The sequence below is a fragment of the Bacillus sp. JJ722 genome (genome assembly GCF_036963345.1).
GTDB lineage: Bacteria > Bacillota > Bacilli > Bacillales > DSM-1321 > Bacillus_AD.
Genome location: NZ_JBALMO010000236.1, coordinates 1 through 13,017, shown reverse-complemented (window position 1 = coordinate 13,017; position 13,017 = coordinate 1). Strand labels below are relative to the sequence as shown.

Here is a 13,017-nt window from a genome sequence, read left to right as displayed (position 1 = left end):
ATTTTATGAGTAGATATCTTGATATAGAAACAAGTACAGCTTGTTGTAGTAGAAAATAAATTGTATGAAACCCGACTTTTTAAGCAAAAGTTATTTATTCTTTAAGAAAAGTTTAAGTGGAGGATAGTAACATGCTTAGATGTTAAGGAGGGAAAGTATTGAGAAAGAGATATAATTCTATAATTTCTTTCATGCTGACTTTGCTGTTGGTTTTTTCTATGGTTGTACCTACAGCAGTTGCTGAAGGAAATGAAGCACTTGATGGTGGAGTAACACCAACATCAATGTCAAATGATGAAATAACAACAACACCACCAAGTGATGGAACAACCACCACACCAGGTGAAGAAACAAAGTCACCAGGTGACGGCCAAGCGCCAACAAGTGAAGAAAACCCACCACCAAGTGGCAACGAAGCACCAAGTGATGGTGAAACACAACCAGGTGAAGGTGAAGAATCATCAAGTGAAGAAACAATACCACCAGGTGACGGCGAAACAACAGGAAGTGATGGTGAAATACCATCAGATAATGCCGAAACACCACAACCAGATGTCAGTTCAAAACCAAATCCGGAGGATGGTACAGAAACACCAAAGCCAGAAACTGAAACGGAAAATAAAGATCCAAAACCACCGGTTGGTCAACCCAAAGAATTGGATTTTAACATTATCACAGGGATTACATTAAACGGTGAAGATAATGTTGATTTAACTGAAAAAGAATCTATCAAAAAAGATTCAAAAGTATCCTTGATATTTACTTACGCAATCCCTACTGGCAAATTTGTTATGGAAGGTGATACGTTTACATTCTCTATTCCAGAAGAATTGAAATCACTCGAAGGTCAATTTGATCTGAAAGGAAAAGATGAGGACAACAATAGAATCTCGTATGGAACAGGTGTAGTTAGTGGTGGACAGGTAAAACTTACTTTTTCAAAGAATGTGGAGCAAGATAATGTAAGAGGAGAATTTTTCTTTGAAGCACAATTTGTTGAAGAAAAAATAGGTGATGAAAATCCAGTTCCAATTGCATTTGATTTAAAAGGTGAAGCGACAGTAATTGCTTTGGATTTTGAACAGAAACAGAAAGTTAACCCAACAATTTCAAAAGAGTCTATTGCATTTGATAAACAAACGAATATCATCACTTGGAAAGTACATATTAAATCAGGCGATGAAGATATCAAAAATGTCGTGTTTAATGATTCTATTCAAGAGGATCAAGAATATGTAGCAGGTTCATTTAAAGTGGGGACTGCTTCAATTGATGATGCAAAAGTTTTAGGTAAAGACGGAAAAACATTAAATTATACATTCGATTCAATTGCAAAAGAATCTACGAAAATAATTACATTTGAAACGAAGATCAAAGATGAATCTCTACCTAGTGAAGATACAGAAAAAACGTACAAAAACATTGCATCTATACACCCAGAAGGCTATGAAAAACCAATCATGTCTAATGAAGTGGGTGTTACAGTAAAGACAGATAATATTCAAAAAACTGGGAAAGCTAATAAATCATCTTCAGGAGCTACAACCATTGATTGGACCATTACGATCAATAAAGACTCAAACACTATAAAAAATGAAGATGGGTCTTTAAAAATTGAAGATACATTACAAGAAGGCTTGAAACTCGTTCAAGATAGTGTGAAGATTTTGGATGGAAGTCAAGATGTAACTTCAGATTCAGATTTAGGAAGCTTAAAAACTAGGGATGATGGATTTACATTTACATTTAAAAAGACTGTTTCTAAACAATATACAATTACGTATACAACAGACGTAACAGATCAAGATTTCCTTATCACAGGTAAAGATCAAATTTTTACTAATACTGCTACTTTGACAGGGACAGATGTGATCAATGGAAGTGCTACTGCTAATGTAGGCGTAGGTGTTAAACCAAACCGAATTTCAAAAAGTGGAACGTATGACCGTTCTTCAAAAGAAATTACATGGACGATTTCTATTAATAATGACGGAGTTCCTTTGAAGAATGTAATATTAACGGATAAGATTGAAGAGGGGCAAACATTAGTAAAGGGATCACTCTCAAATGATAAATGTACCTATGATGAGAATAGTAAAATAATAACATGTGACTTAGGTGATATTAATGAAAAGCAAACTATCACCTTTAAAACAACAGTCGACAGCAACAATGATCATGCTACTAATAATCAGTCAACGTATTATAATACGGCTACTATAGAACATGATGGTATTACGGATTCTACTGATAAAGTGCCTGTACAAGTTACAAGTAACGTTATTAAAAAAGCAGTAGCGGAGAGCTACAATTATGAAGATCGTACTATTACGTGGAAATTAACGATTAATGAAAACAACATGTCGTTAACGGATATCGAAGTTAGAGATACGATACCAGATGGATTTGAATATGTAGAAGGTTCAGCTAAGACGAGTATTGTTGACATCGGAACATTTTCAAGTCAGGATAGAACGTTAGTCTTTACTGCTAATAAAGATCAAGTCATAAAGGAACAGTTTGACATTACTTTCATAACGAAAGTTTCCAAACCTGATGAGTTCTTCAAAACAAACGGAGAAATCTACGTAACGAATACGGCGACAATAAAAGCGGACGAAATACCTGGAACGGTTACAAGTAATGAAGCAAGTACAGATATTCAGAATAACATCGTTTCTAAAGATGGAAACATTAACAAAGACGCTAAATCGATTACTTGGCAGGTGGAAGTAAATCCAAATTATATCAATCTTCCAAAAAATGTAACCATTAAAGATACATTACAAGAGGGATTAGAGCTAGATGTAGATTCTGTTAAATTGTATTCAGCTAAAGTAGATTCTAAGACTGGTGCTTTAACGAAAGGTGCGGAAGTTGCTTTAGAAGCTGGTAGTATTCAATATGATGGAAAGACACGTCAATTTGACTTTACGTTCCCTGATATCGCTACAAGCGTTCCAAGTGCTTATATACTAGTCTTCGATACAGATGTTATGAAAGAAGGAACGTACACGAACTCTGTTACCTTCAACGGAACGGGTAGCGATTTAACAGATCAATCTACTAGTCAAGTGATTGACCAAGCAATCATGGGTGGTACAGGAACAGGAAATACGAGAACAATTTCAATGGAGAAAGTTGATAAAGATACGAAACAGAAACTTTCAGGTGCTGAATTTGAACTATGGATGGATCATCCAAGGACAGGCAAGACGTTTGTTAGAACTGTTTCATCCGATTCTGAAGGTCAAGTTTCATTTGATCGTTTAAGATCAGGAATAAAGTATACTGTAAAAGAAGTAAAGGCTCCAGAAGGTTATCAACTAAGTAGTACGCTATTTGAGTTTACATTAGATAGCAAAGAAAAACATCCAAATGAAACAAAATCTTATTCATTTGAAAATGAAAGAATCAAAGGTGCCGTACAATTCATGAAGAAAGGTAAGGACGGTCAACCTCTTTCAGGAGCAGAATTTAAGTTATATTATAAAGCAGATACAACGTTTGAATTACCTGTTGGACAAGCTATTAGTGACCAAAATGGAATGGTTACATTTGAAAATGTACCTCTAGGAGAATATGTCATTAAAGAAACGAAAGCACCTGCGGGATATAATCTTTCAGAACAAGTATTGAATGTTAAGGTAACAAAAGAATCAGCTCAAGGAGTAACAAAAGCTCAGCCATATGAAATGATAAATGAAAGAACGAAAGGTTCCATTCAATTTATTAAAACGAATGAACTAGGCAAGCCATTAGCTGGAGCAGAATTTGAGCTGTATGCAGAAGATAACAGTAAAGTAGGAAGTGCTGTTACATCAAATGAAGATGGTTTAGTTGAGTTTAAAGATGTTGAGCATGGTGTGTATACGATTAAAGAATCAAAAGCACCAAAAGGCTATCAACTATTGAGTAAACCATTAATAGTAACGGTAGATGGTAAAGAAGGCCAAATATACAAACTCGAAGATGTGAAAAACTATAAAATCATCGTTCCTCCACCTACGCCACCTCAAGGCGATGTGAAGGTTCTGAAAACAGATGAGAATGGAACTCCACTAGCAGGAGCAGAGCTCACATTATATGCTTCAGACGGTAAAGAAGTAGCTCGTTCAATATCAGATGCTACAGGTATTGTCATGTTCAAAAGTATTCCATTTGGAAACTATACACTTAAGGAAACGAAAGCTCCATCAGGGTATATAAAAAGTGATGAAATACTGAGTGTGACAATTAAAGATTCAGTTATGTATGAGTTTACTTTCATTAATAAGAAAGAAGATAACCCTATTAATCCAGGACCAGATCCAGGACCAAATCCAGGACCAAATCCAGGGCCAGAACCAGGTAAAAATCCTGGACCAAATCCAGGAACGGACATAGAGAATAATAATGAAGGTATCAAGGACAGTAATTCGATACCAAATGATACAAAAACCAATCAAGGAACCTTGCCGGAAACAGGTGGAGATTATTACAACTACTTGCTTATTAGCAGTGTAATAGGTATCATTGGGGGTTTACTAATCGTAGTAGAGAGATATAGAAGAAAATCAAGAGCTTAAAAAATAGTAATAAATAAAAGCATGGTTGCGGTTGTACAGTCTGAATATCAGATTATACAGTTTGTCTTCCATGCTTTTATTCTTTCAATCAATGGCAATTACTTTTTTTAATAACCATATATTCAGTTCTCGGGGGAGCTTTATGAACAAAAAGAAGCTTATTTTCATATCAGGCATGTTTCTAATTGTGCTTACTTGTATGCATGTTGCGTGGAATTTTTATTTTGCTAACGAAAAAATTGAGCCATTCAAGGATGGGGTATTAGACCTTCGGGAGCAAAAGTTCTCTGATAATAAAACGATTCTACTGAAAGGAGAATGGCAGTTTGCTCCGAATCATTTTTTTCTGCCTAATAAAGACAAAGCTGAAGATATTAAATGGAAGAAAGTTGATTCAACTAAGGTTCATTCACCAAATGGATTTGGGTCTTACCGACTTCGAATTTTGTTAAATCCAGATAATCAGCAGGAATATAGCCTTTCAATTAAAAGTATTTTGACAGCATCGAAGGTTTTTGTTAATGGGAAAGAAGTTGCACAATCAGGTATTCCAGCAAATAATGAAGACGAGCATTTTGGGCGTAATATGCCATACACGGTGCCACTTGGTTTTAACGAAAAGGAAATTGAAATTGTAATTCATGCATCTAATTTTGACTTAGCTCGATCGGGAGGAATTTATAAACCAATTGAATTTGGTACCACTCATACAATCAAAAAGAAGCAATTGATTTCTCAAATAATGGAATTGGCCGGATGTATTTTATTTCTGTTTCATGGCGTATATAGTTTTATCTTTTATTTAATCAGCTTTCCAAAAAAGCAGTTTTTGTATCTAGCAATTGCCTTTTTTTGTGGTTCTTTTGTAATTGTAATCGAACATGATTTGTTATTGATGCAATTATTTCCTCAGATGAGTTACGAGTGGTCGTTGAAAATCCTAGAAGTACTTTATATTAGTAGTATTGTATGTCTCATTCACTTTTTTGCAATCTTACTACCAAATAACCAAAGAAGCCGCTTTCATTCTAGATTGTCATTATTGCTTATAGTGTATTGTTTCTTCATTCCATTTATACCATTTCATTATCCAATGTACATAGTTATGCTAAGTTTAGGGCTGATGAACTTATTAATCATCCTTATTACAGGGGCAAAAACAATCTTTTTTGGACAAAAGCATATCATCTTTATTCTATTATGTGGAATTAGTATTTTGTCTAGTGTTACCTGGGGTATAATCGATAGAATGGGTGTGTATGATGTTCCTTACTATTCTCTAGATTTTATTATAGCTGTCTTTTGCTTAGCTACCTTTACGTTCAAAAATTATTATCGTGTTCATGAAGAAAGTAAAGAGCTAACTAAGAAACTACAAAAGGTAGATAAGATGAAAGATGAATTTCTTGCAAATACATCCCATGAGGTAAGAAATCCTTTGCATGGTATTATGAATATCGCTCAAATAATTCTTGAACGAAATCAAAATAGTTTAGATGAAGAAAGTAAAAATGATATGCAGCTATTAATTAACATTTCAAAACGATTATCACTTATTTTGAATGATCTTTTGGATGCTACGCGACTTAAAGAAAGTGAAATTAGACTACATATAAATCAGATTTCTATTCACTCTGTTGTTACTGGTGTTTTCGAAATGCTGCAATATTTGATAGAGGGTAAAAATATTCAGTTTGTCATAGACATCCCGAAAAATTTTCCTCACGTCGCTGCCGATGAAAATCGGTTGATTCAAATTCTTTTCAATCTCATTCATAATAGCATTAAATTTACAAGCAAAGGAAAAATTATGGTTCGTGTCGAAGAGAAAAACAGAATGGCAAACATCCATGTTAAGGATACAGGTATTGGTATGGATGCAAAAATACTTAAGAGAATTTTTGAACCATACGAACAGGGAGACCCTAGTATTGTGACAATTAGAGAAGGATTTGGTTTAGGTTTAAGTATCTGTAAACAGCTAGTTAAGCTTCATGGTGGGAATTTATCGGTTCAATCTATTCCTGGTAAAGGGACTACTTTTACATTTACCCTTCCATTAGCCAAGGATAAATCGGTAGTAAGCAGAAAGGATCAAGCTACATTTATTTTTACAGAAAAGGATACTTATATTAATAACTCCATATCGAAACAATCATCAGAAGCGACAGGCGTTCAGCGAATTCTCATAGTGGATGATGATCCTGTAAATGTAAAAATATTGCGCGAAATACTACTGAACGAGAATTACGATGTAGTCACATGTACTAATGGTTGTGAAGCATTTAAACTATTAATGAAAGGAACTTGGGATTTAGTTATTGCTGATGTGATGATGCCCAAATTGTCCGGGTATGAATTAACACAAAAAATTCGAGAACATTATTCTCCCTCAGAGCTGCACATCTTATTGTTAACTGCACGAAGGCAACTGGAGGATATGAATATCGGCTTTCGTTCAGGTGCTAATGATTATGTGATTAAGCCAGTCGAAAAAATTGAGCTAGTTGCCCGGGTTAGAGCATTAACTGATCTGAGAAACTCGGTCAAAAAACAGGTCGAAATGGAAGCTGCATGGCTTCAAGCACAAATAAAGCCACATTTTTTATTTAATACGTTAAATACCATCATGGCCTATAATGAAATTGATTCAAATAAAATGCTTGAGCTACTCGAGGTGTTTGCTGATTATTTACGCGAAAGCTTTGATACTATGAATCTAGAACAAACGGTTCCACTTGAAAAAGAACTCAAGCTCGTACACTCGTACATTTTTATCGAACAAGTTCGATTTGGCGAAAGGTTACAAATTAAATGGGATATTGATAAAACAATATCATTTAGACTACCTCCACTCTCGATACAAACTATAGTAGAAAATGCTGTCAGACATGGTGTATTGAAGCAATCTAATGGCGGTACGATCACAATTTCTATAAAAGAAGTGGATGGAGCAACGAGAATCATGATTGCCGATGACGGTGTTGGAATGGATGCTAATAAAATAGAAAGTATTTTTCATCCAGATCTGTCATTATCAAAAGGAATCGGACTACGAAATACTGATAAACGTTTAAAACGTTTATATGGAGAAGGTTTGCACATCATTAGTGCTCCTAACTTAGGTACAACCATTAGCTTCAGCATTCCGAGAGAATGAATAACTTTCACAAAACTCATTAAGAAAAGTTTAAGTGTGGTCGATAAAGTATGAATGAATTCAGTGAAATTATTATTCTATTATCAACCTTACAGATATTTACTAAAAATAATAGATTGTTGTAGGGTGAAGCCAACTTGATTTTGAAGCAAGTAAGTACAGAGCACTCATAATTAGGAACTATATACATAAGGGAGGATACTCTATTGAGTTGGTTAAATGAAGAAATTGCCGCAAGCTGGCGCCGTGAAGGGAAAAGGTATGCTACAGCTATCAATGAATATGTACGAATTGGAATGGAGAGCGATTGGCAACAAGATCAAAAGGAGCCGGACGAAGATGAGCGTTCGAGACTGGCGGCAGACATTGTTGAAATGATTCGTGCAGCTAACCAAGCTGGAGATATAGAACGGCTAAGGGAAGAAATTCCGCCGGCATCATGGCCGATTACCTCTGAATTTCATGAGGAGATGCAGGCGATAAGACCAGTGGCGTTTATGAAGAAAGGCAGCGTAATTGTACATGCTGGGAGTTCAAGAGAGCGTGGAACGTTGTATCTTATCCAACAAGATGATATAACCGAGCTTTCCGAGTTACATCATGTCGGCTGCTCTTCGGACGGAAATTATTTCGCACTAGTAAATCAGCAGGGGATCCGTATCGTGAGAGAAATGGACAGTAATTTAGAAGGAGAAGAGACTGCGGTTTTTATATGGAAAGATATACAGAACAGTATTAAAGCCTCTATCCCTAATTTGGAATCTTTAGCTGACGAGGAGCATCCGGAAGATATTTTACTCGAAGTGATTCCGTTTGATGATGGAAAACAATTACTGCTCGTTTGCTATTATGGGATTTTTATATTGGGAAGTGGGCAGATAGAGATGATTTATCCAGATGTATCAGAGCTTATGCAGTATGATTGTGAGGATTCGTTCATTGATATGGCTCATGGGGCTGTGTCACCAGATGGGCGCTGGATTGCATATGGTAGCCAAGGGAGTGAGCATTTACTGAAAGATTTGTCTGATGGGGCGGTATATGAATTTGCACCGGAATCCAGTTATCCACATTATGCCTTCTTTTCCTACGACAGCCTTGAGGTGTGGTACAACGCTTGCCATTTTTACAACGGTTCTACAATTCGTGTACCTGTAACGGCGGTTGAGCAAAATACTAGCGAAATAATAGAAGAATGGCCGTGTATGAATGATGAAATGAGAGTATACTCAGCGGCCGTGCTGAAAAATGGTCACATCTTAGGAGATGCATATGGATATCTTCGCTATATTGACAGAGATGGTCAAGAGGTTTGGCGCTATTATGTCGGTAGCACGATATCGGGGATGACTGTAACTCCAAATGAAGAAAAATTAGCGGTTGGAACTTATGCAGGTATGCTTCATCTGATTGATCTGAACGGTGGATGTAAAAGTGAATACAGTATAGGTACTGCTGACATATTAGAGACAAGTCGCTGGATTTTGTGGCAGAATCAGAATCCGTTGCAATGGTAGAATACAAAGGGGGAGAGGTTTTTGAAACATTTCACTATATTTGCTTCCAAGAACGACACTGACGATGTCGAAAAGAGGATACTAGACGTTTTTACAAAAGGTTTTGAAATCAAGAAAAACGAAAACGCCTATTTTCTCAAATCTAAAACGATTTTCATTAAACAAAAATTCACGATAAGAGTCGTTTCGGAGGATACGGAACCCGATTATTTCGCTAAGAATATTCCCGGGATGATGGGATTTTACGATAGCATTCCATTTGAGGATGAGAACCTTAAAGGATTGGTTATGACACAAATATCTGTTTTAAATACGATGATTAGCATTGAAACAGAGAAGGATATAAATGAAAAGCAGATGCAGTTATTTACAGAGTTGCTATCACAAATTGGAGGGATTGGCTTTTTACCTAATGGCATGTTGGTAGATCAAGAAGGTCTTGTTATTGTTTATCCTGATGGAAAATCAGGTTTGTCTAACTTCAGACCTCAGAGTTGCACAAGAAAGGTAATTGGGCAAGGGATCACATCAGAAGAAGGCGAACAAAGAAAAAACAAGACAATAGCTTATTTAACTGAAAGTGGTATTCCGTTTATTCATTCACTACCTCAGCTTCTACCTTTTGTGCAATGTCAGTTTAAAACACAAGAAGACATAGCAAGAAGAGCTGTCGCCTTATTAATTGTAATCCAATATGCTTGTGATGTAGCGCAAGGAGAAGGTATTCACGAGTCCAGAGACTTTTTCGTAAACATGCTTCAAAGATTTGGTGTAGATGAGTACCTAACTGAGAATGAAAGTAAGTTACTTCAGGCTAATGAACCAACTATTACTGAAGCGGTCAATATTTCTTGGCAATATGAAGCGTACTGGGTACTTATTTGGGCATTAGGTCTTGTAGAAACGCTCGATTTTCCTGATCAAGTATGCGACTGCAACTATGCCATCAACGTTGTATCTAGCTGTGAGACATTCGATCAGTTCTATCATAAAACCGTGATGAGAAATAAAGAAGAAATTATGGATGAAGCTGATAAAATTTATAGACTACATTGGGCATGCGTAAATAGCCGAGTTCAAGGACAAGAAGTCCCTCGTGGCATAAATGAGAGCGTCGTAATGGAAAGGCGCAGGGGGTTGTTCTGGATGATGGGGCATAGGGATGAAGAATGGGACGATATTTTCATGGATACATAAAAACAATATAGAAATATAAGAAGTGCGTTTTTAACCTATAAAACTATAGGTTTTGGCTAAACGCTTGTAAGAAATAATATGTATGTTAGATGTTTTGTTGATATTAAGTGGGATAAACTCTTAATGTGAATTAACAAAAGAATGAATATTAATTAAAGGAGCAATTTAATGAACAATTATTCGACAACTACTTTAAAAATGACAAGAGATTTTGATGTAGCATCCGAAAAGGTTTTTGATGCATGGTTGAATACTGCAATGATGAGAAAATGGTTCTTTACTTTGGAAGGCACAAATAAGGTTGCACAAAATAATCCTCAAGTAGGAGGTACTTGGGAGATTGTTGATCATCGAGATGGAAAAGATTATCGAGCAATTGGAGAGTATCTGGAAATTGATCTACCAAAAAAAATAGTGTTTACTTTTAAAATGCCACAATTTAGCGAAACAGAAGATACAATTACAGTTGAGCTAAGAGAAATTCAACAAGGTTGTGAAATGACATTTTCACAACATATTATCGTTCCTCATGAAGAAAATTGGACACAATCTGATATCGAAAAAGCACTTAAAGAGTATCATGATGGGTCAGAACATGGTTGGAATTTAATGTTTATGGGCCTTAAGGAATTGGTTGAAACAGGAAAAATCAGCTATAAAGGTTAAAGTAATTAAGATTAGAAATTAACCACTAATAAAATATTGGGGGAAGTCAAAGTGGCAGTTACTTATTGGACAGGGAAAAATATAACATTACGGGCTATTCAACCAGAAGATATAGTAATATTTGAGTCATTAGACAATGAAACTTTACGAAATATGGATTCGCTACATTTTCCACTTACTCCGACTAAAATGAAAGAATGGGTAGAAGGACAGGAAGATGATGCGTTTCGTTTTATTGCGGTTGACAAAGACAATAATATTGTTGGTGTAATTGAAGCCTTTGATTGTGATCAAAAAAATGGTACTTTTGATTATTATCTTAATGTATTTGAACCATACAGGGGAAAAGGGTATGCTAAAGAAATGATTCTTATGGTCATTCGTTTCTACTTTTTCGAACTATCTTATCAAAAAGTGAATGCGACTGTTTATTCATTTAATAACTCATCCATAAGATTGCATGAAAAGTTGGGCTTTGTGAAAGAGGGGCAGCTACGAAATATCATCTTCACAAAAGGTGCTTATTATGACGGCATTTGCTACGGCATGACAAGTCAAGAATTTAAACAAAAATATCCTGAATATCTCGTGTGAATATTTGGTAGTAAGGAAATATTACATATTTTCGCTTTAAGAGGTAATTACATAAAAAGGAGCTGACATTACAGCTCCTTTTCTTTACGGTTGACCTGAATTAAAAAACTTTATCATTTTCCGACAAAAGACTCCTTCCTCAATCGTGTGAAGGGCATAGCCCAACAATAGGTGGGAGATGAATGTCGGCTAGGCGTTAGCCTAAAGTTTCTTTTGAACGATTAACGTACTCGGGTTTAGGGTGTATATGTTGAACCAATTTTAGAATTAGCAAAGCAATTTGTTCCGGAAGAAAGAGTTATAGATTTAAGTAATAGAGAGCCAGAACAATTATATAAAGCTATAGACAATGGTTCTCCAGTTTGGGTAATAACAAATGCACTTTTTAAAGAATTGCCTGATCATCAATTTCAATCTTGGAAAGTGGATGGAGGGGAAATGAAAGTAACATATCAACAACATAGTGTTGTCATAACTGCTTATGATGAAGACTTTGTTTATGTAAATGACCCGCTAGAAAAACAAACAAGCAATGACAATTATGATTTAACATAGGATTTAGATTGGATGATATTTAGAATTACACGGAGTTGACTTTGGAGCTAAGATATCTCAGTATAATTTTCAAAAAGGAAGCAAGTTAACCGTATTCAGCTCTTATAGTGATTATAGATGTTTGGGAAGATTAATTTTAAGACTCACTCTAAGATAACTAAAGGGTGAGTTATTTATTTTGTCATTATATAAACATCCATTCGTTTTATTCCGATATATAATGTTGGGTATGGAAGTTCTTGAAAGGTGAGTATTGAATGGGAATCAAAAAAATTAAAGATATAGGAAATAATGAATGGAAACCTTCATTCTTCATTCCTGAGCAGAGGCGAATGATGATTAAATTGTATGAGGATTTTTACAGACAACCTAAACCAAAAATCGATGATTATGAATTGCAAGAAATCGAAAGTAAAGTACACTATGCAATTAAATATGATTTAGTGTTAAAAATTACGATCTGGAATAATGGTTTTGAGGAGATCTATCGAGGGAAAGCAGACTATCTAAATAACATACATAAAAAGATCCGTTTGTTAGAAGTGAATGGAGATGTTGCATTTATAAAGTTGGATGACATAATATCAGTTATTGTTGAGAAATAGAACATTTTTACAGACCAAACCGATTAGTAAATTAGAGATTGAGTATAATTACTGAATTGATATCGAATCATTTAATAAATTGGGCAAATCCCCAGCTCGTTTGAGAAGGGGATTTTATTTATCCCATTCTAACTGCCGCTAAGACTCCCACTTCA

At 35.4% G+C, this 13,017-nt stretch carries 7 protein-coding genes and 1 pseudogene; all 8 read left to right on the top strand.

Annotated features, from left to right (window positions below; genetic code table 11):
• Positions 1 to 158: 158 nt before the first annotated feature.
• The 8 genes and pseudogenes from V7014_RS22435 (at position 159) to V7014_RS22400 (ending at position 12,862) form a co-directional block, all read left to right on the top strand.
• Complete coding sequence (locus V7014_RS22435; protein ID WP_335510510.1) at positions 159 to 4,568, top strand: SpaA isopeptide-forming pilin-related protein; 4,410 nt, start codon at positions 159 to 161, stop codon at positions 4,566 to 4,568.
• 142 nt (positions 4,569 to 4,710) lie between these two features.
• Positions 4,711 to 7,728, top strand: a complete 3,018-nt coding sequence (locus tag V7014_RS22430) for a hybrid sensor histidine kinase/response regulator (RefSeq protein ID WP_335510508.1) — start codon at positions 4,711 to 4,713, stop codon at positions 7,726 to 7,728.
• A 206-nt stretch (positions 7,729 to 7,934) separates the two neighbouring features.
• A complete protein-coding gene (locus V7014_RS22425; protein ID WP_335510506.1) occupies positions 7,935 to 9,245 on the top strand; it encodes a hypothetical protein in 1,311 nt (436 codons plus the stop codon).
• 21 nt (positions 9,246 to 9,266) lie between these two features.
• Complete coding sequence (locus tag V7014_RS22420) at positions 9,267 to 10,442, top strand: DUF4272 domain-containing protein (RefSeq protein ID WP_335510504.1); 1,176 nt, start codon at positions 9,267 to 9,269, stop codon at positions 10,440 to 10,442.
• 168 nt (positions 10,443 to 10,610) lie between these two features.
• Positions 10,611 to 11,108, top strand: coding sequence for an SRPBCC family protein (locus tag V7014_RS22415; protein WP_335510502.1), 498 nt, complete (start codon positions 10,611 to 10,613; stop codon positions 11,106 to 11,108).
• Positions 11,109 to 11,159: 51 nt separating this feature from the next.
• Positions 11,160 to 11,702 (top strand): GNAT family N-acetyltransferase, encoded by a 543-nt coding sequence (locus V7014_RS22410; RefSeq protein ID WP_335510500.1) that lies wholly within the window; start codon positions 11,160 to 11,162, stop codon positions 11,700 to 11,702.
• Positions 11,703 to 11,942: 240 nt separating this feature from the next.
• A pseudogene (locus V7014_RS22405) lies at positions 11,943 to 12,224 on the top strand (C39 family peptidase); the annotation flags it as partial.
• Positions 12,225 to 12,514: 290 nt separating this feature from the next.
• Positions 12,515 to 12,862 (top strand): YolD-like family protein, encoded by a 348-nt coding sequence (locus tag V7014_RS22400; protein WP_335510498.1) that lies wholly within the window; start codon positions 12,515 to 12,517, stop codon positions 12,860 to 12,862.
• Positions 12,863 to 13,017 lie beyond the last annotated feature (155 nt).

What these genes read in the sequence shown, in the direction of transcription:
- V7014_RS22430 (WP_335510508.1), top strand. Translation starts at nt 4,711, where the DNA reads ATGAACAAAAAGAAGCTTATTTTCATATCAGGCATGTTTCTAATTGTG.
- V7014_RS22415 (WP_335510502.1), top strand. Translation starts at nt 10,611, where the DNA reads ATGAACAATTATTCGACAACTACTTTAAAAATGACAAGAGATTTTGAT.
- V7014_RS22400 (WP_335510498.1), top strand. Translation starts at nt 12,515, where the DNA reads ATGGGAATCAAAAAAATTAAAGATATAGGAAATAATGAATGGAAACCT.